This window comes from Neobacillus sp. BF23-41 (assembly GCF_041106275.1).
Genome location: NZ_JBGBPR010000002.1, coordinates 469,254 through 491,638 on the forward strand (window position 1 = coordinate 469,254; position 22,385 = coordinate 491,638).

Below are 22,385 nucleotides of genomic sequence, written 5' to 3' on the forward strand. Positions count from 1 at the left end.
GTTATTTACCTCCTCAGCTCTGGAATTTCAAATGTAACCTTTGTTCCCTCGCCTTGTTCACTATCTAGGTATAGATGCTTCAAATTGTATTGATCATAATAAAGTCGAATTCTTTTATTCACATTGGTAAGAGCCATCCCCATTCCTTTAATGGAAGACTCACCATCCATTTCTATCGCGTGATTAATTTGTGAAAGCATTTCCGCCTCCATTCCTGAACCATTGTCCTTTACGGTTATCGTGATATTTGAGGAGTCGTCCACTTTTTCAACATGTATAAAGACGGTACCTTGCTTTCTCTTTTTCTCAATTCCATGGATTATTGCATTTTCAACTAAAGGCTGAATGATAAGCTTTGGTATTTTTATATCTATGAATTCTGGCCGCACCGATATAGACCATATCAATCGGTCCCCCAGCCTCATTTTCATCAGCTGCAAATAGCGTTCAATATGTTCAAGTTCATCGTGAATGGTTACCCATTCGCCACTATTTTTGTTTCCAATTGTATAGCGGAAAAGCTCTGACATCGCAATGACTGTCCCGGCCAAATCCTCTTCTCCCTTTTCTTCTAATGACCAGTAAAGGGCATTTAATGTATTGTAAAGAAAATGGGGATCAATTTGGGATTGAAGCGCTTTCAATTCAGTTCTACTCCGCAACAGTTCCTTTTCATACACCTCTTGTATTAGGTGATTCGTGTTTTCGACCATTTGGTTGTAAGTATTATTAAGTTCAATAATTTCCAACGACGCGGAACTTCCAGGATTTATCTTTAATTCATCCATTTTAGCTTTCTTCATTGTATTGGTTAGTCGCTTAATAGGCCTCGTGATCATCGTCGCCAAAAAAATAGAAGAGACAAAGAAAATGATATATCCGATTACACCCGATAGTAAAATAAAGGGACGTACCGCTGAGACACGTTCTGAAAGGAAACTCGTCGGCTTTAAGATAACCAATGTCCAGCCCGTCAGTTTGGACGATTCCTTTACTATCATGAACTCTTTTTTATTAATAGTAACGGCTTTTTGTCCTTCTAAAAGCATATTCTGAATATCAATTCCATAATTATCAGTAATTGGAGCTAAGTCTCGATCAAGGAGCATCATATACCCCTTTTCTCCATGTTCCTCTATGTTCTCTTTTACTTGAAAATAGCTGTTAGAGATCCGAACGACCAAATATCCCCCGTTTGAAAACCAATGGTCTATTAAACTCACTCTTCTAATGGCATAAGAATAATTGGTATTGGCCGGGTCTTTTCCTACCCATACTAATCGTCCTTTTTCTTTATCCGCTACCTCTATCCATCTCGGTTGAATGCGGTTAGATAAGTGCTTATTATCAAAAGGATAAATTCTTTTCCCCTTAGATGTAAATAGTTCAAAGCTGGAAATCCCATCCGAGTAGGCGTAGAAATTATTGATGACTTTGATTAACGATTGCTGCTTGGCGAAATCCATGATATCCCCGTCAACGATCCCTAACAGTAGCTGCTGGACGGTGCCATTCGTCGCCAATTGGTTCGACAGTGTGTCCACTTGTCTATATAATGTTTCCATTCTTCCATTTGCTTCAACTGCTGTTTGCTGAATTTGTTCCTCTGCATTGTCCTTCATTAAAGTTCCAACCTGGTTGTATACCATAATGGAAACAATCGCAAGAACAATCATCATAACAAACAAAAAAACAGCTAGAATCTGATTACGCAGGGTATTTAAGCTTCTCAATCGTGACCTGATGATTGTAATCACCCATTCTGTAATAACTTCTATCAATATATAAATCCATTATTCCTGAATTATATCAAAATGCCCTTGTAAATTATATGTATAACACCCGAATAATCTAAAAACTTCGTATCAAGCAATTACTTCGAAAAAAGGTCACAAAAAGGGTGTCAGGCACCGCTAAAAGACAAATGTCCACGAGCGGTGCCTGACACCCTTAGTTTGTTTATAACTTGATGCCCTTAAGAAACACGCTTTAAATGTTTAAATTGTCCTTTTGAAAGGACGGTTTTTTCTAGTCGGTGGGCCATGATTCCGGCAAGGACGGCTAAGATTATGTCTTTTGGAAGCGGAACAACCATCCATAACCAGGCCATTTTATAAGTGAATCCTTCTGGTGCAGCAGCCCAAAGCTTATAGGCAAAATACATCCAATTAGTACCGAAGAAGTAGTTTACAGCCATTCCGATTAAGGAGGCGATGATAAAGGCTGCGACAGTTTTCTTCTTCTCAACGATTTTTCCAATGATAAACGCTGTAAAAATATACGATAGAATAAAGCCGAAGGTAGGACTAAAAATTGTGGATGGACCTGCCCCAAATTTAGCAAAAACAGGAACGCCCACAAAGCCAACTAGCATATAAACCGTCATCGCTATGGATCCTAACCGGCTCCCCAAAATAGCTCCTGCCAGGATAGCGAAAAAGGTTTGGAGTGTAATTGGAACTCCTCCCACCACCATAAAAGGCACCAACGAGGTTATATTTGCCCCAATCGCCATTAATGCTACAAACATCCCCACTAGTGTTATATCCAACGCTCTTAATTTCTTCATCATTCTCCCACCCCAATAATTAATTGTTATAATATTAAAATATATGGTTGAGCGCTGTATTGTCAACCTAATTTTAATTTAAGTTAACATTAGTAATGAAAGAAGGTGTCAGGCACCGAGAAAGACCACTGTTCTCTCCACGTGGACAAAAGGCAGTTTTGTCCACGTACGGTGCCTGACACCAACTTTTACTTGGTTGTGATATCGGTCAGGACGGCATAGCCGTTGTTTACTTTTAGTTTGGCTAGTATTTCTCCTTTAGCAGAGGCTTTTTCCCATTCTGCCCCGGTGTTGTCCTCAAGGAAGTATTTATCCAGATTGTACTCAATGAAGGCAATTTCTTGTCCTTGGTTGCCTTTATCAATATAGTTTATTGTTCCTTTTAGGAATATTCCTTTATCGGGTTTTTCAAGGCTGACTTTAATGGGGGTGTGGACTCCGTCCTTTTTCTCCATAAGAACGAAAACATCAAACTGTCCCCCCTGGTCCTGCAATCGTGAGACCACAGCCTTATCCACCAAACTTATCGGGACTTCTTCAGCTTCATATTGAAGGGTCACATAATCGCCTCGAAATAGGTCGGATGGGTCCAACGGTTTGGTTTTGAGAATCATATCCACCCCCGTTAACATGGTATAGAGGGGCGCGAAGCACATGCCTAACAAAATCAGCACCGGTACGGAACAGGCCAAAACCAACTGCTTTGCTCGCTTATTCATGCACACTCACCCCTTTTTTCCTTTGTTTTTCAAAATAAAAACCGAAACCTAGGAGCAGGAATCCTCCAATAATAAATACGAACGATTTCGGCAAAAACTCAAAGGATAAATCCAAGTAAAAACGGAAGATCATGACACATAGAATAATGATACTGAGCAAACTTCCTTTTTTAATTAAGTACAATACATAGAGCACATAGATGACCGAAAAGGGAATATACATCCAATCCATTGGCCAGGTATCTTCAAAAGATAACAATAGCGCTGCGGCACCATGAACGAGGTATCCCAAGACAACGTAAATGTCTCTAATTTTCCCTCTTGAGAGGACTAGAGCTACGCCTATAACCAAATAGATTAATCCATACACGTAAGGAAAATCAGTATAGTCATAGCGGTTGACAAAAAAGCTAATGACCGTCCCGATAAATGCTAACGATAATAAGCCAGCGACAAATCCAGTTACTTTTGAAAACCCTATTTTTTCATTAAGTAAATAAATGGAAGCAATCCAAAGCAGTGTCCAATATGGGATATTTACCCCTTCGAGATATTGTCCATCCAGCATGTATTGGAGGACAAAAAAGGAAGATGCTAATAGGATCCATTTATCCCGTAATACCCATGCTAATGGCAAAATGCCAAGCGACCACCATAAAAAAGCATTTTGTGAATTTGTTCCGAGATGAAACATTTGCTCCACAAGAAAAATCCCCGCCCCGAACACAAGAACACCTACATAATAAAGGCTTTTAGATGTCTTTGGATAGTTCCTTTCCATTTTAAATCCTGCCAGATTACTGGCAACGAACAGCGCGATAATTAACAGGAGCTTCGCTGTTTTTCCAATCTCATCCCAATTACTCGCGATAAAACTGAGTACCCCCGCGCCAATCAAAATAGAACCCACATACAAAAGTGTTTTTGTGAAAGAAAGTCTCTGTACCTCGTAAATCTCATCTATCTCATTGGCCTTTCCTGCAGGAAGAATCTCTGAATCTTCTAAGAACCTAAGCTCCCGCTTTAAAAAATTTAATTCATGCTGTTTTACAATCCGCTTCGCCATCCATCCCACCCCTTTAACATCTATTTATTTAGGACTACACGCTCACAACCACTTTAGGCTAATTGCACTACAGTTAAGTTTATTCGACAATTAGTGTTAATATCCTTTTAAAAAATGAGTGTATGACCCCCTTTGCCTGATATCACTAAAAAAAGAAAAAGGTGTCAGGCACCGCAAAAGGACAAATGTCCATGAGCGGTGCCTGACACCATTGTTTATTTATCCCGGCAGTTTTTGCAAACTTTGATGGTTTGGTTTGTTTCTGTTGTTTGCGGATATAGGAGCTTGATTCTTGTCCTTTCACACAGCGGGCAGGTTCCCCGGCCATTTGAAGGCAGGTAGCTGATTGTTTTCCCTCGGTTTCTCTTTGCCATTTCCATCCATCCCAATCTAGATAAAATCTCGTTTCTTTATCTAATGATGGACTGGCACAAATATTGTTAGGCAAATAATTGTTTTTAGAAAAAAGGTTGTTCCAAGGCTATTAATTTCTATATAGGGTTAGCAGATTCCATTTTCCGTTGTTAATTGAGCATAATTCAAAACCGAATCAATACTGAGCAGTCTTCGCGCTGTCCTCCCAGTACGGACAAATGAAGCGTTTGTCCACGGACGGTGCCTGACACCCTAAGGTGTCACACCCATGCATTTTTGCTCACCTATCTACATACATTTCAATAAAGATCAAATACTTTCAATGGCTGCACGACAATAAATCACTTTCCATAAGATAGGAGTAAGAGTCGAGACTAAATTTTTTAGTTGGAAAGGAAAGATGTGGTGCTTCAAGATGAAAAAAAACGGGGCTTATCACGATTTGTTTCAAAATCTTCAGGAGAATGGAATGTCGTTCGAACAGGTTTTTGAACGGATTGTAGCATTCATGAAGTTAGATCCAAGTGGGAACTATCGACTAATGGTTGGCACAGATTCTCAAGTCCATAGATCCACAACTGTTTTTATCACAGGAATTGTGATTCAAAATAAAGGAAAAGGAGTATGGGCGTGCATAAGGAAAGTCATTATTCCTAGAAAAATGACTCACTTACATGAACGGATTTCCCTTGAATTATCCTTAACTGAGGAAATTGTATCGCTGTTTAACGAAGAAAGGAAAAATGAGTTGATCAATCTTGTCCTCCCCTATATATATAAAGGAGCAACCTTCACAATGGAGGGGCACATTGATATCGGTGCTGGTAAACGAAACAAGACGAGTGAGTTTGTAAAAGAAATGGTAACGAGAATCGAATCGATGGGGGTTGAACCGAAAATCAAACCAAATGCCTTTGTTGCTTCTAGCTATGCAAATCGTTACACCAAATAAGGGTGTCAGGCACCACGTGGGACAATTGTCCCTTAATGATGCCTGACACCCTTTTTTACATCCTTATTAAAAGCATTCCAGTTCAACTTTTACAGTGGTGCCTTTCCCAGGTTGACTGTCGATTTTCATAGTACCATTATGTTCCTGGATGATTTTGTTGCTGACGGTTAGGCCAAGTCCGATTCCTTTATCCTTGGTTGTATAGAAGGGAGTTCCCAAATAGTGCATAAGTTCGCCGTCAATGCCCATCCCTTCATCCGAAAAGCTAATCTGCACTCGTTTGCCTTCTATCCTTTGCACATGAATATTCACATTTCCACCAAACGGCATCGATTCAATTGCATTTTTCAAAAAATTAACAAAAACCTGTTTCAACTGATTGGGATTACAAAGCAAATCAATATTATCCTTTTGATAATGGCTGATTATTTGCACATCATGTAATAAAGCTTGTGGATGAAGTATATTAACCGTGCTTTCTAAGATTGAATTTAGATTTTCTTGATCAAATTGAATGGCTTGAGGTTTCGCCAACGACATAAATTCATTCACAATCATATCAATACGATCTAATTCGTTCATGATGATTGATAAATAATCACTTTGTTTTTCTTGGTTCCTAGTATCTTTCAAAAGCTTTGAAAACCCTTTCAACGAAGTCAACGGGTTTCGTATTTCATGAGCAACTCCCGCAGCCAATTGGCCAATAATCGAAAGCCGGTCTAAATTTCGGAGGGCATCATCATTTTTTACCCGGTCTGTAATATCCCTTCCCACCGTCACATAGGAATCAATTTCTCCTTGTTCATTAAAAATAGGAGAAAAAGTGGTCTCCGAGTATATTACTTCCTTATCAGCTGCTTGTAACTTTGTTTGCAGCAGTTGTGGTTCCTTTGTTTCTATTAACCTTTGATAAACTCTTTCAAAATGGTCTATTTCCTCAGGTACGATAAGATCGTATACGGTTTTACCTATTAACTGGTCAGGAGTATATCCAATTCCGTTTTCATGAGAAGGAGATGCATAGACTATCTTTTTATCTAACGAATAGACCTTAATCATATCCGATGTATTTTCAGTTATAAGCTTGTACAGTTCACGTGTCTTTTTTAATTCTCTTTCAATATTTATATGCTCTGTTATATCGCGAAAGATTGCAATAACAGCAATAATTTCCCCACATGAATTTCGAAAGGGAGAATAGGAAACAGCAATATCAAGTATGCTTCCGTCTTTATGGTATCTTTGGGTAACCATATCAGGATATGCTTCACCACTTTTGACTGATTCAATAATATCATGCACTATGTCAGGAGTGGAAAATTCCTCAACTCTTTTTCCGATGACATCGTCCTCTGTATAGCCAAATATCTTCGTATACACATGGTTCACTCGAATAAATCGATTCTCCATATCGACCATACAAATCGCGTCTGCGGTACAGTCAAGAAATAAGTCAATTAAATCATCTGGATTATAAACCACAGATTCATTCTCTTTCGTAAAAATCGGGAAACTCTTCGACATAGAGATCTCTCCAAACACATCAATTATACTCTTAATCTCCATTTTACAGAGTTTTTCGATAAAGAAAAGAAGTATTTTACAAAATGGTGTCAGGCACCACCGAAAGACACTCGCTAGAATTTGTCCACCTCACATGGACAATTTAGGATTGGATAAGTATTTTATTTACGCATTGGCGGGAATTCGAAATAGGTCAGCGCGCGCCACACCCATTCCAATGGTCCGAAGCTGAAGAACCGCGTCCAGACCGTACTGAAAATAAGTTGGATGACATAAATCGCAACACACAGGTTAAGAGATTGTACATACGTCAATAGATTAAATAAATCGAAAACTTTTCCAGTGAGCAGGATTAGAGCTGTTTGTGAAACATAGTTTGTCAGCGCCATCCGTCCGTAGCTCTTTAAAGGTGACAGGACCTGCCGGACAACAGGAAAATTCAGAAGCAAAATCATCAGCCCGATATAAAAAGCAGAGACAATTGGACCAATCGTGATTCCAATCCGTAAGAATTGCTGCGTTTCTATGGACTCACCACCTGATCCAAAATCAAACGGGGCATGCTGATATTGATAAATAAGACCCGCCACACTTAAAACAAACATCCCCCCTGTGAAAACAGCTGTCACTTTCCATCGATCTGATATTCGTTCAAATAGCCGGTACTGCCCGGCGGCAATTCCTAACAACATCAATGGAACCACCATAAACATTTTCTGAGCATACAAACTTAGGACGAGCAGCATGACCATTCCAAAAACAAGATTTACAACCTTGTTCGCTTTATAAAAAGGTAAAATAATCAGACCGCAAATAGCGTAAACCGTTAATGCTTCCCCTGGATGAAATTGCACATGAACTAATCCAAAGATAAACAACACGAGGATTCGCCGCAAAAACAAAACATATCCATTTTTCCCCTTCGCATTTGCCCTGGAGATAAATATATAAAACCCCACACCAAACAAAAAGGTAAAGATCGTATAAAAGCGGCCTTCTACAAATAAATATAAAAACCTCAAGTACGATGCATCAGTTGTATGGGGTATTGGTAACTTAATCGACAATAATGGAATAATGTTAACCAGGATAATCCCCATTAGTGCAAATCCCCGTAAATAATCAAGAACATCGATCCGTGTGGATATCTCCTTCGCATTCATCCTAATCAACTCCACTATCATTATAACCGTTAACAAGATATTCAACTATTTTGCCAATCTAAAAAGGCTGACAGCATGCTTCCTGTCAGCCTTTAATATTTTTAGCTTTGCCACAATCGTTCTATCATTACATCATTGTTCTTCCATTTTTAAAAAAACAACCATAAAAAGTCAGAGCCCTGTTTCATAGGCATCAAGTAATCGGTGCAGGGTTAAATAAGCATAAATCATTATGCAAGCCCCATTTTTCCGCATAGGTTTGCTTGCGACCGCTCGCCACATCTAAAATCAGGTAAAAAATTTCCCATCCTACATCTTCAATCGTTGCCTCACCTGTTGCAATTGTTCCAGCGTTAACATCAATCAGGTCCTTCCATTGCTCGGTTAAGGCATTGCGAGTTGAAACCTTAATCACAGGAGCCATGGCTAGACCATAAGGCGTTCCCCTTCCCGTTGTGAAAACTTGCAAATGCATTCCGGCGGCTAATTGCAGTGTCCCACAGACAAAATCACCTGCAGGGGTAGCAGCGAAAAGTAAGCCTTTTATCGTTGCCTTCGCACCTGGCGGAACTACTTCAACAAGGGGACTGTTGCCCGATTTCGCTACCGAACCCAACGATTTTTCTACAACATTTGATAAGCCGCCTTTTTTATTTCCTGGCGTCGGATTGGCATCCCGGTCCACTTGACCGCCTTGCAAATAGTTGTCATACCATTTCATTTCCCTTTTTAAATCGTTGCCTACTTTCTCATCAGCAACTCTGGACATTAATAAGTGGACAGAATCCCTTATCTCAGACACTTCGGAAAACATAACCGTTCCACCTGCCCGAACAATGAGGTCGGCAGCATAGCCAACAGCTGGATTGGCTGTTACACCGGAGAAAGCATCACTACCGCCACATTGTACGCCAATAACAAGATCCGAAACAGGACATGTTTCCCGCTTCCGCTCATTTAACCTTTTTAGACGTGTCTCGGCCATTTCCAAAATCTTTTCGACCATAATTATAAAACCTGTCTGTTCTTGTAATAAGATAACATTGGAGGTATCTCCATCTGGTAATAATCGGTCAGGAACTAATTTTTCACACCCCAAGCCAACCACCATAACTCCCCCGCCAAAACTCGGATGGACGGCTAAATTTTGGAGGGTTCGAATCGGGATGATTGCATCGGGGGAATTAATCGCCACACCACAACCATAGGCTATGATTGAGAGCGACGACATCGTCTACATTTGGGTATTTCGGTAAAAGTTCATTTTTAATCCGCTTAACCGCAAATTCCATCACTCCTACGACACATTGTACACTTGTTGAAATTCCAAGGATGTTCTTGATACCTACCGTGCCGTTCGAATTCCGATACCCTTCAAATGTATATCCCTCTAGCGGCGGCAAAGGCTGTGGCGCTTGCTCAGGTGCTAATAGTTCGTCCAGCTCGGGTGCACTTGGCAAATCAACCATGGTTTCATTGACCCAGCTTCCTTTTTTTACAGGATTTTTAACATAACCGATGATGTGGCCATAACGAACAATCGCATCCCCACACTTTAAATCCGTAAGTGTTACTTTATGACCTTGAGGTACTCGCTCATTCAGTTTTAGTCCATCTGAAAAAATTGCCCCCTCAGGCAATCCCCCAGTGTTGACAATGATCGCTACATTATCATCAGGGTCCACTTTAATATATAAGGGCTTTTCAATCTCAGTTACGTTCAAAGACATGATCCAGGCTCCTTACTAATAGATTAATAGCTTTCCTCATAGCTTTTGAAAAACTATTCGTTATCACCTATATTGTAAACCTGTTAGAAAAATTAACCATTAGTCAATTAAATAATTATTATGATAATTTTTTTGGACAATTGCACAACTAACATCTTGGTAAGCCCCTTACAAAAATAAGTTCACTAAGCCAGGTTAGTCTCAACACTAACTTGGTTTTTTTCCGCTATCAACAGACATCTACCTAATTGACCCATACCAAACACCTCCCTTTTTCATACCTTAATAAAAAAACTGCAACTGAGATGTGTATAAAATGGAGGTAAACAGAACTATGTTGGAGGTAAGGCAATCTCAATACGGGAGAGGAATCTTTGCTACACGGGATATTAAGAAGGATGAGCTTTTAGAGGTGTCACCCGTCATTATCTTCCCTAAAGAAGAGTTTAAGAATTTGGAAAAAACAACCTTGATCGATTATGTATTCTGGTGGGGAAAAGATTTCGATGAATGTGCGTTAGCCTTAGGAGTTGGGTCGCTCTTTAATCATTCCCGCACACCTAATGCCATTTTCAAAAGGAAATTAAAAAAAGGTACAATCAATTTTTATGCTTATACCGACATTAAAGAAGGAGAGGAAATCCAGATCAATTACAATGGTGACCCAGATGACAAAACAAGATTATGGTTTGAGAAATAAAGACAAATGAATGAAACTCGAAATATGAGCCCAGTCGTTAGAATGGGCTCGCATATTTGTTGACAATTCCAATCATCATTTCTTGTTTTACTTTAAGCCATTTGTTTTTTCATGATTAATAATCTCGCTAAAAAAATGGAAAGTGTAAGTAAGGCCTCTGACACCACAATACCTACATAGGCAGCAAGAAAAGGATATCCGAAAATGTTTATTGAAGTAAAATTCATGTACAAGTCTTCCACTTTAGTAATTCCCAATTAACCAAAGAGCCTTTCCAAAAATGGAAAAGGCCCTTAATTTAATTGTTAAGATTAGATTTAAACAGTTTGTTGTTGCTGTTGGCGTAGTTTCCGAGCGGCTGACACCATATTTTTTAGCGATGCAATGGTTTCTTCTTCATGACGTGTTTTTAAACCACAATCTGGATTCACCCAGAACTGTTCTTTTGAAATAATTTCTAAACTATCGTTTAAAATCGCATTGATTTCTTCTAGACTTGGTACACGTGGACTATGAATATCATACACTCCTAAACCAATACCAAGTTCATATGGATTTTTTTTAAGAGATTGAATCAACTCCCCATGACTTCTAGACGTTTCGATTGAAATCACATCTGCGTCAAGGGCACGAATCGGCTCAATAAAGTCATTAAACTCGCAATAGCACATATGTGTATGGATTTGTGTTTCATTTTTCACACTAGAAGTTGCTAACTTAAAGGCATTTACCCCCCATGCTAAATACTCAGCCCATTTTTCTTTGCGTAATGGCAGTCCTTCACGTAATGCCGGTTCATCCACTTGAATAATGGCAATGCCTGCATCTTCTAACGCTGCAATCTCTTCTCTTAGTGCTAAGGCCAGTTGGTTGGCTACTTGTTCACGTGAAATATCATCGCGGACAAAAGACCAATTTAAGATTGTGATAGGACCTGTTAACATCCCTTTCACATACTTAGACGTTAATTGCTGTGCCGCTTCTACTTCCTTCACGGTCATTGGGGCTGTCCACTCGACGTCACCATAAATAATTGGTGGTTTGACACAGCGTGAACCATAGGATACAACCCATGCTTTTTCTGTAAAGGCAAAACCTTCTAGCTTTTCTCCAAAGTACTCAACCATATCCGTCCGCTCAAATTCACCATGCACTAAAACATCCAATCCTATTTCTTCTTGAATTTGAATCCAACGAGCTGTTTCATTTTTTAGAAACGCTGCATACTCAGCGTCTGTAATTTCCTTTTTACGCCATGCTGTACGTGTCCGTTTTACTTGATCTGACTGAGGGAAGCTTCCAATGGTTGTGGTTGGATAATCTGGTAAATCTAATGCCGTTTTCTGCAAAGGCTGACGATCTTTAAACGTCATTGAACGAGCAAAATGCTCTTGTGTTACTTGTAATACTAGCTCTTTAACACGTGCATTTTTCCTTGCCTTATGCTGTGCTAATGCTTCAGTTGCTATCATACTTTGTGAAACGCTCTTATTTCCTGTCCAAGCCTCGTCACGTACGTAAGATGCGATATGTGATAACTCAATTATTTTCTCATCGGCAAATGACAAAGCATTTGTCAGTATGGCATCCAGCTTTGTTTCTGCCTTCGTCGTCACAGGTACATGCTGTAAACTACATGAAGACTGAATCCAAGCTTCTTTTACACCGCTTAATAATAAAACAGCTTTTGTATTGAATGCTTTTTCAGCCAAATTTGCCCGCCAAATATCCCGTCCATTTACGATACCAATTCCTAATACTTTGTCTTGTGGGAACCCGTGTTTTCGAAGCGAAGCCATATTCTCTTCGGAACCATGAATGAAATCAAGACCAATCCCTGCAACAGGTAATTGAGACAGCTCTTCATACGCTGATAGTCCTTCAAAATAGGTTTGCAACATGATTTGTGCAGCCGGTACTTCTTCTGCTAACTGTTTGTAAATTTCTTGCACTAGTTTTACATCATCTGCTGTTAGTGAAAGGGTTAGTGCTGGTTCTTCCACTTGAATCCACTTTGCACCAGCATCTACAAGTTGCTGCAATACTTGAGCATATAACGGTAAGAGTTTTAAAATAAACAATGCTTTCGATTTGGCATCGTATCCTTTCGCTAAGCTAACAAAAGTAAAAGGACCGATCATTGTAGGCTTTGTAATAAGACCTAATTCCTCTTTGGCTTCTACAAAATAATCTAAAATGTAGTTCTTCGTTAATTGTAATGACTTGCCTTCATACTCGGGCACGATGTAGTGATAGTTGGTGTTAAACCACTTTGTCATCTCACAAGCCACAACATGGCTTGCCCCACGGGCCATTTCGTAATAAGTGGTTAGATCGACTTCATCACCTGTCCACTTATAACGATTTGGAAACATTCCGAACATTGACGCATGGTCAAGCATACGGTCATAAAGGGTAAAATCCCCAACTGTTAGTAACTCTAAGCCTAATGATTGCTGGCGCTTCAAATTATTCAAACGATTCGTTTTCATCTCGAAAATAAATTGCTCCTCTGATATCGCACCCTTCCAAAAAGATTCTATACAACGTTTCCACTCCCGATTATCACCAATGTACGGGTAACCAATGGCAGTACTAACTAAATTCATATTTCATTCCTCCTTAGTTAAATTTACATATTCCCAAATAGAACAAAAGGCGCAAGCGCCCGTTTAGCTGCGTATGGACTGGAGCACTCCAACTGAGATAAAGGAAACACGGAGAGCGTAGCGCATTCGTGCTTGACTTTTCGTAGGGCGGAGAGCGAAGTCTACTAGCAGTTGGGCGCTGGAGCTGGATTCAGAGAACTAGTTCACGTTATCCAAAATAAATGATTTGATAATCTCCTATACAACAAAAAAGCCATCTCCACAAAATGGAAATGGCTCTACAATCAAGTTTAAGTTTTGCTAAAAAAATATGCATAAACATAGCTACTCATAACTCGTTTGTCGTACAAATGAATGCCACCACCTATTTCCACGTAGGTATTTGGTGTGTACTGGAAATTGGCAGGTCTCCTGGCTTATCATCATGGCTCCTCACACCTTCCCATCCTAAGACAGTGGTATTTGTGATTCACTCCGATTTACAGTTGCGGGACAGCGACGGAATTACACCGTTCTTCCCTTTTAAGCCAAGCCTTAGCTTGGCACCAATTCTTACACGATATGTAATTTTCACTAACTATAGCATATTAATAATATGAAGTACATAATTTTCTGAAAAGTGGTCAGTATGATGAGAGTTCTCTCACTCACCTTTGGATTCTATTTTGCATTCGCATCGGGATGATGAATTCCGAATATATTGCCTTCGGTATCAATATAGTATCCTTGCCACGCCATTCCAGGCAGGGCATATTTGGCCATTGCGACTTTGCCGCCATTCTCAATAATTTTAGCTTCCGTTACATCGTAATTTTCCACTCCCATTGTACAAGCAAATGCATTCAAAGCTTGGTTTGCTTCCGGTGGAGCACTTTGCCGCTGCATCAAAGCACCATTGATCCCAAGTTCATTCTCATCGCCAGTCACTGCTCCAAAGTAAGGCATTCCTGCATACTCACTCCAATCTTGAAATGACCATCCGAATACCTCTCCATAAAACTTCTTTGCCCGTTCCATGTCATTGACATGAATTTCGAAATGAACTAATCTTCCCATGATTGCCTCCTAATTAAAAAAGTAATTATATTCGCTTCTAGCAAGTTAGTACTTATGTATAAGTTGGGGTTATGATTCATTATCTTATGTTAGCAAAACTAAGGATGAAGCCAACTTTTCAACTTGAGCCAAAACCTAATATATTTCCTCTTTATTATAGGATAATTATTGGAATATATTCAATTTTTATAAAGATTAAATATTTTTACTTATTGTAAAAAAATATTCATTATGGCTAGACACCTTAGAATGGTTAGATGGAATGCAAATTGTTACATATGAAGGTAATTACTACTATAGAGTTATATGGATACGGAGCGAAATTGCAGAATTTAGCAAACAGTCTTAAAACATTAGCCAAAATACACTCTTACACTCCCTTCTATTTTTGCTGTTGCTAAACAATTCTGTATAAAATTCAGGATTTGTTTTTGATCCCAAGTTAAGAAATCCCTTTCTGACAGAGAATCACCATTTTTATAAAATTGCTTGTAGGCATTCATAGCCTTTTCAATTTGTTGTATCGAGAAGGTAGAACTGTCGCCTGATCCACTAACTCCTGCATAGTAATTATTTGCATCAAGTAAATTATACAGTATGGTAGCATTATAATTCCCCATGCTAAAACGAGCATAAGCAATTTCTTTTCCTGCTTTATTGTGTCCTGATATATCGTGACCCATTAATTATCCTCCTTCAAATATAAATTTACTTACCAGAAATAATTAGTCTTAGGAAACTTTTAATGATAATATGCTTACATGGTTTACCTATCCTTTCAGGTCTATTTTTTTATTAAACAATTTTTCTTGAAATAACATGGAAGAAATGGGTGTTAAAGTAGAAAAATGTGAAGATTCAATAAGGAGGTTGTTCATAAACGTTTGCATAATTTCAAAGTTGGATTTATTCTTCAAGGTTTTCATAAAATCATTGTTTTGATGGGGAAAATGATGGTGGACAGAAACGCCAAAAGTTGAAAAAGTAATTATTTTATTGTCATGTTTCCATTTTGCTACCTCCTCAGATAAAATAATATCACATTAGAATTCATATAAATTTAGTCTTTTCAAAAGCTTTTCTACAATTATGTGAACATATTAGTAAATCATTAAAGACCTTTAAAAGGCAACATCCAAAGTGTACTGCACCCCAAAAGTTAGAGTGAAATCTAATTTTTGGGGTGTTTTTTAGTGGCTAAATATAGTGAAGGATTTAAGTTAATGCTAGTAAAAGAGTATCTAGAAGGTAAATTGGGATATAGATTATTAGCACAGAAGTATGATATGAAAGACTTTACACGCATTTTGAGATGGGTAAAAGTTTACGAAAAATTTGGGGAGAAAGGGTTAATGAGAAAGAAGAACAAGGAAACTTATTCTGTTCAATTTAAGCTAGATGTTTTAAGCTTTATGAAAAGAACAGGTTCTTCAGAGGCAGATACCGCCCTTCAATTTGGACTAACCAACCCTTCTATGATAGCTTCATGGAAGAAAGCTTTTTTGGAGGGTGGTCCTGAGGCCCTGGATAGACCGAAAGGACGGCCATGCATGTCTGATAATAATAAGAACAAAAATTGGAGAGAGAAAACGAACTTTTGCGTTTAGAGGTAGAATACCTAAAAAAGTTGCGAGCTTTTCAGATGGATCCGGAAGGCTATCTCGAAAAGCACAAGCAGCGCTATCATTCGAACTCAAAGAAACCTTCAAACTAAAAGATGTTTTAGAGAGAGTTGGTATTCCTGAATCTTCGTACCATTATCATATAAAAGGGATGAAGAAGGAAAATCCAGATCACGAACTTGAAGAATGTATTCAATCCATTTTTGATGAAAATAACGGAAATTATGGATATCGTCGTATCCAACTGGAATTGAAAAACCGTGGTAATGAAGTGAATCATAAAAAGGTGCGACGCATCATGAATAATCTCGGAATTAAAGTGGAGAAGTTTAGTAGAAAATCACGTAAATACAGTTCTTACAAAGGAACTACAGGAACAGTTGTCAAGAACCGTATAAATCGTCGTTTCCACACAAAGGTGTGTCATCAAAAATTAACAACAGATATCACAGAATTTAAGTGTTCAGACGGTGTAAAACTGTATCTGAGTCCTATTATGGATATGTTCAACGGTGAAATTCTTTCGTATGGGATAGGTATGCGCCCAACCATAGAATTAGCGCTCAGCCCTCTGAAGGAAGCTCTTGAAATAGTAAAGGATTCTAAGTTTAGAACCACTGTACATTCTGATCAAGGCTGGCATTATCAACATAATAAATGGGTAAAAACACTAAAGAAAAACAAGGTGTTCCAGAGTATGTCGCGGAAAGGAAACTTTTTAGATAATTCACCTATGGAGAACTTTTTTGGGTTACTGAAACAGGAAATGTATTACGGAGAAGCACTGTGCCCATTTGAGGAATTAAAAAAGAGAATCGAAGAATATATCAATTATTATAATAACAAGCGTATAAAGCAAAAATTGGCAGGCATGAGTCCGGTTCAATACCGTATCCACACCAGCCAAATAGCTGCTTAATATAAGACTCTAACTTTTGGGGGTCACATCAAAAGGTTAGTTGCGTTCTTTTAAGATGAGTTGCGCCACACACTCCACATGCGTGGTCATCGGAAACATATCGACCGGCTGCACTTCTACCGTTTTGTATCCACCGTCCTCCAATATCCGTAAATCTCTTGCGAGGGTGGCTGGATTACATGATACATAAACGACTTTTTTCGGTTTCATCTCAATAATCGTCTGCAGCAAGGCCTCGTCACAGCCTTTGCGCGGCGGGTCAACAACCAAGACATCGGCCACATTACCTTCCTTATACCATTTCGGTATAACAACCTCCGCTTCCCCTGTAGCAAACTCTGTATTCGTCATCTCATTTAACGCCGCATTCCGCTTAGCATCCTCTATTGCCTCTGGAACAACTTCCACACCGAATACTTTCCGGGCTTTTTGTGCTAAAAATAGAGAAATCGTTCCGATTCCACAATAAGCATCAATGACACTTTCTTCACCGCTAAGGTCCGCATATTCTAGCGCCTTATCATATAACATCTTTGTTTGAACAGGGTTTACTTGGTAAAAGGACAGCGCGGAAATGGCAAATTTCACATCCCCGATATAGTCATAGATGACTTCATTCCCCCACCAAACGGTCGTTTTTTCCCCCATGATGACGTTTGTGCGCTTCGAATTGACATTATGGACGATTGACTTTACCTTCGGGAGCCGCGCAACAATTTGCTCAACCAGCTGATCTTGCTGAGGGAGATCCGCCGTCCTTGTGATAATTACTACCATGAGCTCTCCCGTCTGCTGACCATAACGAGCCATAATGTGTCTGAGTACACCTTTATGAGATTCCTCGTGATACGCACGAATCCCTAGCTCGCTGCATATTTCCTTTACCGTCTGGACCGCTTCATTAATTTCAGGCAATTGAATGACACTTTCATTCGTATCAACAATTTCATGGCTCCTCGGTTTAAAGAAGCCAGCAATCAATTTGCCATCCTTCTCCCCAACAGGTACCTGTGCTTTGTTGCGGTAATGCAAGGGATGGTCCATCCCCAGAATCGGATGAACAACAACATCCTCCAGTTTACCGATCCGTGTAAGCACCTGACGGACCTGGTTTTCCTTATATTTGAGCTGACCTTCATAGCTGATGTGCTCGAGCTGGCAGCCGCCATATTTATGGATATCACCGCTCTCAATATCGACTCGGAACGGGCTTTTTTCATAAAGTTCGACCAATCGCCCAAAGCCGTACCCTTTGCCTGTCTTAATCACCTTCACTTTTGCCTTTTCGCCAGGCAGTCCGTTCGGGACAAATAACGGGTACCCATCCACCTTGGCCACACCCGCTCCGTCATGGGTTAAATCTTCAAAAACTACATCTATGTAATCATTTTTATTAACCGGTATTATTCTGCTCATTCGTTTCTTCCTTTGCTTGTTTTGACTAGCTAAGATTGTAACACAAAGCATGACTGTTTGTGAAACTTGCAAAGGACAAGAGCCTTTTTTCAAAAATAACCAAGAAAATTGTCAGAATTTTTTTATTTCCAAATATAATAAAAGTGTATATGATTAAAACAATCTCATTACTGGAAGGAGTGGATAATAATCAAGCTGATAAAAAACCTGTCCATTCCGTTACTCTTTGCCTTCCTTTCTTTCACCTTTAGCCACTTTTCAAATACACTTTCACACTCTCATACTGATTTCAAAGCAATCATCAACGTAGATGATGGCAAGGTGAAAGATCAATGGGGTGATAACAAAAAGCTGCCCGTTGTTATACAAACTCTCTTTATCCTTACGACCATCCTTACAGCAGCACTAACTCCACTCATTTATTTGTTCATAAGTTTTCACAAAAGCTTTATTTTTCTCATTCCCATCTTTCATCAATCAAACTATGTGATCCACCCTCCCGAATCATAAGCTAACACCATAATAAGGGAGGAAATTAATATGTGGATCCGCTTTGTAATCATTGGCTTCTTTTCAATATCAGCCGCAAGTATGCTTACCTATCAGGGTATTGAAATTTTCCATGCCTTTGTCGATTTCTTTAAACAAAAATAAACGAAGGGCAGACTCAAAAGGGAAATAACCCCCCTCTTAAGTCTGCCCTTTTTTATCAAAAGAACGCCTGATCGTTACCTTTTCATTGCCTCTACCTTGTCTTTAACCTCTTCAATATTTCTCATCTTGTTATCCCAGCATTTTTGACTCAGGTCAACTGGATAATCTTCTGGATTCGTAATCCGCTGATACTCGCCCCAAAGTGCATCGAGGTTTTGCTTCAAATAATCACGGGATTCTTCCAAGCAAGGCATTTCATAAACAAGCTCGCCTTTAGAAAAGATTTCTTCATGTAATTCTTTAGCCGTAAAGTTGGTAACCACCTTATTCATGTACGTATGGGTTGGATGGAACATTCGCAGCCGTTTTTCAGGCATCTTTTCGTCTGCTAACGCAATATAATCTCCTTCGGCATGGTGGTTTGTATTATTGATGATTCGATAAACCCTCTTCAATCCTGGAGTTGTAACTTTTTCCGGATTGGATGAGATCTTGATCGTATCTTCCATTTTTCCGGTTTCATCCTCAATAGACACAATTTTATAAACCGCACCCAGTGCAGCTTGGTCGTAAGCTGTAATCAGCTTTGTGCCAACTCCCCAGCTGTCGATTTTGGCGCCTTGTGATTTCAAGCTCATTATCGTATATTCATCTAAATCACTTGAGGCAACTATCTTTGCATTGGTGAATCCTGCTTCATCGAGCATTTTGCGCGCTTCCTTTGAAAGGTAAGCAAGGTCGCCGCTATCAAGTCGAATTCCGATAAAATTAATTTTATCGCCTAACTCTTTCGCCACTTTGATCGCATTAGGAACACCGAGGCGGAGTGTATCATATGTATCCACCAAAAAGACACAATCCTTGTGTGTTTCGGCATATTTGATGAAAGCCGTATATTCATCTTTATAAGCTTGGACCATCGAATGGGCATGTGTTCCAGATACTGGAATACCAAACAGCTTACCCGCTCTTACATTGCTTGTTGAGTCAAAACCGGCAAGATAGGCTGCTCTTGTTCCCCAAATCGCTGCATCCATTTCCTGGGCCCGTCTTGTCCCAAATTCCATTGCCACTTCATCGCCTACAACTTGCTTGATGCGGGATGCCTTTGTAGCAATTAATGTTTGATAGTTCACAATGTTAAGCAGCGCCGTTTCAATCAATTGGGCTTCACAAAGCGGAGCCTCCACACGTAAGATCGGTTCATTGCCAAAAACAAGCTCGCCTTCTTTCATCGCACAGATTGTTCCGGTGAACCGGATATCTTTAAGATAGGTGATAAAATCTTCTTTGTAACCTACTTCATTTTGCAAATACTCGAGGTCTTCCTCACTAAAGCGGAAGCCTTGAATAAACTGGATTACTTTCTCCAATCCAGCGAATACTGCATAGCCGTTCCCGAACGGAAGCTTGCGGAAAAATAGTTCGAAGACCGCGCGTTTATTATGTATCCCATCTCTCCAATACGTTTCTACCATGTTGATCTGATATAAATCGGTATGCAGAGTTAAACTATCATCGTGATAAAAGTGTTTCATAATCAGACCTCCGAAATACTATTACAGCTTTTCCTCATTATAACCAATATTACCCTCGAAAGTCTATTTAACTATCGCTCCTAGGGATTGTTCAAAATGTCCGAGGGCCCATTCATGACCCGCCTGATTAAAAGAGGCCACGGCATCCTTATATACCACAATCTTAAATCCTTTATTGTAAGCATCTACTGCTGTATGAAGAACACATATATCGGTGCAGACGCCGACCAAATGAACTTCTGTAATTCCGCGCTCTCGTAATTTGATTTCAAGGTCTGTTCCCGCGAAAGCAGAATATCTTGTTTTATCCATAAAGGTAACATTCTCACGTTGTTCATTCATTTCAAACACTTCCTTCAGCGCACCAAACAAGTCTCTTCCTGACGTCCCGCGAAGGTTATGCGGCGGAAACAATTTCGTTTCTGGATGGTATTGGTCACCCTGATCATGGACATCAATGGCAAATACAACGTAATCACCCTTCGTAATAAACTCTTTTGTCAGTTCAACCATCCTTCCTTCGATTTTTTGTCCTGGCTCACCGCATGTTAACGCCCCATCAACCGCCACAAAATCATAGGTATAATCGATATTTATTAACGCCTTCATTTCACAACGCCCCTTCTCATTTCATTACAGACATTATTCTAGGATTATTACACAATTCCCTTTTTCACCTGTAAAAAAAAGCCCGCTCCGCTTGGAACGAACTTTTCACTTAGCTATATCTTTTCCCCGATTCCCAATCAGTCGGGCGATCATTCGGGCGAATATCTTCAAGAGGAACAAACACCTCTAAATGACGGTACAAGTTTTCAAACTCGGCTGGAAGCAAGCCGCCAAACTCCCCATCCAAATTCAACTGGACTTTATCTACTGCCTGGACTTTAATCCGGTTGGCCTGAGTGTAGATGATATTCGGATCATTTACATGCTCACCGCGTAGAGCCAACGTCGCAATCCGGATAAATTCAGCAAGATTCGTCTTTTTCAATATTAATAATGAAAAGAGTCCATCGTTAATAGAAGAATCCGGTGCCAGCTTTTCAAAGCCGCCAATTGAGTTTGTCAGCCCGACAAGAAAGAGCATCGCTTCACCCTCAAACAGTTTCCCATCATACTCAATCGAAACTTCTGAAGGTTTAATAGAAGGCAGCATTTCCATCCCTTTTAAGTAGTAGGCTAGTTGGCCGAGCATCGTTTTCAATTTGCTTGGAACTTCATATGTAAGCTCGGTTATTCTTCCGCCGCCCGCAATATTAATAAAATATCGATCATTTATACGTCCAATATCGACGGGAATCAATTCACCTTTAGTGATAATATCTACAGCTGGTCCAATATCTCTGGGGATATGGAGGGCTCGGGCAAAGTCATTCGTGGTTCCTGCTGGAATGATTCCTAATTTAGGACGGTAATCTTGTTCCGCCAGTCCGTTGACCACTTCATGAATCGTACCATCTCCACCCGCTGCAATGACGATATCATACTGGCGCTCAACAGCTAAGCGTGCTGCTTCGGTCGCATCCCCTGCCCCAGTGGTTGCGTGACAAGAAGCCTCATACCCAGCAATCTCAAGCTTTTGAAGAATCTCTGGAAGATTCCGCTTTAGAATTTCACGTCCTGAGGTAGGATTGTAAATCAATCTTGCTCTTTTCATCGTTTTCATCATCCTATTTTTGAAATCAACAATCGGCATTCGTTATCTGCTCAATTCAATATTCTACCAATTATTATCCTAGCTTACAAACTTATAACCAAGCCTATAAA

19 protein-coding genes, 1 pseudogene and 1 riboswitch are annotated in these 22,385 nt (G+C 39.6%); of the genes and pseudogenes, 4 read left to right on the forward strand and 16 right to left on the reverse strand.

Translation table 11 applies throughout. From position 1 onward, the window contains the following. Window positions 1-5: 5 nt before the first annotated feature. From AB7942_RS05340 to AB7942_RS05360, 5 genes are all read right to left on the reverse strand, one after another. Window positions 6-1,781, reverse strand: a complete 1,776-nt coding sequence (locus AB7942_RS05340; protein WP_369446085.1) for a sensor histidine kinase — start codon at window positions 1,779-1,781, stop codon at window positions 6-8. Window positions 1,782-1,975: 194 nt separating this feature from the next. Continuing rightward, complete coding sequence (locus tag AB7942_RS05345; protein WP_369446086.1) at window positions 1,976-2,572, reverse strand: biotin transporter BioY; 597 nt, start codon at window positions 2,570-2,572, stop codon at window positions 1,976-1,978. A gap of 185 nt (window positions 2,573-2,757) precedes the next feature. Beyond that, entirely contained in the window at window positions 2,758-3,288 is a 531-nt protein-coding gene (locus AB7942_RS05350) for a GDYXXLXY domain-containing protein (RefSeq protein ID WP_369446087.1), read from the reverse strand. After that, a complete protein-coding gene (locus AB7942_RS05355) occupies window positions 3,281-4,354 on the reverse strand; it encodes a DUF2157 domain-containing protein (RefSeq protein WP_369446088.1) in 1,074 nt (357 codons plus the stop codon). Before AB7942_RS05355 ends, AB7942_RS05350 begins: the two co-directional genes overlap by 8 nt. 215 nt (window positions 4,355-4,569) lie before the next feature. Next, window positions 4,570-4,728, reverse strand: coding sequence for a hypothetical protein (locus tag AB7942_RS05360; protein ID WP_369446089.1), 159 nt, complete (start codon window positions 4,726-4,728; stop codon window positions 4,570-4,572). Window positions 4,729-5,144: 416 nt separating this feature from the next. On the opposite strand from AB7942_RS05360, the gene AB7942_RS05365 reads away from it, so the two are divergent. Next, entirely contained in the window at window positions 5,145-5,681 is a 537-nt protein-coding gene (locus AB7942_RS05365) for a ribonuclease H-like YkuK family protein (protein ID WP_088085197.1), read from the forward strand. Between the two features lie 66 nt (window positions 5,682-5,747). On the opposite strand, the gene AB7942_RS05370 is transcribed toward AB7942_RS05365, so the two are convergent. From AB7942_RS05370 to garD, 3 genes and pseudogenes are all read right to left on the reverse strand, one after another. Beyond that, a complete protein-coding gene (locus tag AB7942_RS05370) occupies window positions 5,748-7,208 on the reverse strand; it encodes a PAS domain-containing sensor histidine kinase (protein ID WP_369446090.1) in 1,461 nt (486 codons plus the stop codon). Window positions 7,209-7,369: 161 nt separating this feature from the next. Further along, window positions 7,370-8,371, reverse strand: a complete 1,002-nt coding sequence (locus AB7942_RS05375) for a DUF418 domain-containing protein (RefSeq protein ID WP_369446091.1) — start codon at window positions 8,369-8,371, stop codon at window positions 7,370-7,372. A gap of 193 nt (window positions 8,372-8,564) precedes the next feature. Beyond that, window positions 8,565-10,101, reverse strand: a pseudogene (gene garD / locus AB7942_RS05380) (galactarate dehydratase). 334 nt (window positions 10,102-10,435) lie between these two features. On the opposite strand from garD, the gene AB7942_RS05385 reads away from it, so the two are divergent. Next, window positions 10,436-10,801, forward strand: a complete 366-nt coding sequence (locus tag AB7942_RS05385) for an SET domain-containing protein (RefSeq protein WP_369446092.1) — start codon at window positions 10,436-10,438, stop codon at window positions 10,799-10,801. Between the two features lie 92 nt (window positions 10,802-10,893). Here the strand turns inward: AB7942_RS05385 and AB7942_RS05390 are convergent, their stop codons facing one another. From AB7942_RS05390 to AB7942_RS05405, 4 genes are all read right to left on the reverse strand, one after another. Further along, on the reverse strand, window positions 10,894-11,028 hold the full coding sequence (locus AB7942_RS05390; protein WP_369446093.1) for a hypothetical protein: 135 nt from the start codon (window positions 11,026-11,028) through the stop codon (window positions 10,894-10,896). Window positions 11,029-11,118: 90 nt separating this feature from the next. Next, entirely contained in the window at window positions 11,119-13,410 is a 2,292-nt protein-coding gene (gene metE, locus AB7942_RS05395) for a 5-methyltetrahydropteroyltriglutamate--homocysteine S-methyltransferase (protein WP_369446094.1), read from the reverse strand. 384 nt (window positions 13,411-13,794) lie between these two features. After that, window positions 13,795-13,975: riboswitch (cobalamin riboswitch) on the reverse strand. Window positions 13,976-14,070: 95 nt separating this feature from the next. Continuing rightward, entirely contained in the window at window positions 14,071-14,466 is a 396-nt protein-coding gene (locus AB7942_RS05400) for a VOC family protein (RefSeq protein ID WP_369446095.1), read from the reverse strand. Between the two features lie 353 nt (window positions 14,467-14,819). Next, a complete protein-coding gene (locus AB7942_RS05405) occupies window positions 14,820-15,149 on the reverse strand; it encodes a hypothetical protein (protein ID WP_369446096.1) in 330 nt (109 codons plus the stop codon). Window positions 15,150-15,659: 510 nt separating this feature from the next. Here AB7942_RS05405 and AB7942_RS05410 point away from each other — a divergent pair. Both AB7942_RS05410 and AB7942_RS05415 read left to right on the forward strand, forming a co-directional pair. Beyond that, window positions 15,660-16,073 (forward strand): helix-turn-helix domain-containing protein, encoded by a 414-nt coding sequence (locus AB7942_RS05410; protein ID WP_369446097.1) that lies wholly within the window; start codon window positions 15,660-15,662, stop codon window positions 16,071-16,073. Then, the gene (locus AB7942_RS05415) at window positions 15,976-17,007 is read left to right on the forward strand and encodes an IS3 family transposase (protein ID WP_369446098.1); all 1,032 of its coding nucleotides are present in this window, start codon (window positions 15,976-15,978) and stop codon (window positions 17,005-17,007) included. The genes AB7942_RS05410 and AB7942_RS05415 overlap by 98 nt, the downstream gene beginning before the upstream one ends. Before the next feature lie 36 nt (window positions 17,008-17,043). Here the strand turns inward: AB7942_RS05415 and rlmD are convergent, their stop codons facing one another. From rlmD to AB7942_RS05435, 4 genes are all read right to left on the reverse strand, one after another. Further along, complete coding sequence (rlmD, locus tag AB7942_RS05420; RefSeq protein ID WP_369446099.1) at window positions 17,044-18,423, reverse strand: 23S rRNA (uracil(1939)-C(5))-methyltransferase RlmD; 1,380 nt, start codon at window positions 18,421-18,423, stop codon at window positions 17,044-17,046. A 728-nt stretch (window positions 18,424-19,151) separates the two neighbouring features. After that, a complete protein-coding gene (locus AB7942_RS05425; RefSeq protein WP_098934650.1) occupies window positions 19,152-20,615 on the reverse strand; it encodes a nicotinate phosphoribosyltransferase in 1,464 nt (487 codons plus the stop codon). Window positions 20,616-20,678: 63 nt separating this feature from the next. Beyond that, window positions 20,679-21,224: a cysteine hydrolase family protein gene (locus tag AB7942_RS05430; protein WP_335397437.1), complete on the reverse strand. Its 546-nt coding sequence runs from the start codon at window positions 21,222-21,224 to the stop codon at window positions 20,679-20,681. 109 nt (window positions 21,225-21,333) lie between these two features. Next, entirely contained in the window at window positions 21,334-22,275 is a 942-nt protein-coding gene (locus tag AB7942_RS05435) for a diacylglycerol kinase (protein ID WP_369446100.1), read from the reverse strand. Window positions 22,276-22,385 lie beyond the last annotated feature (110 nt).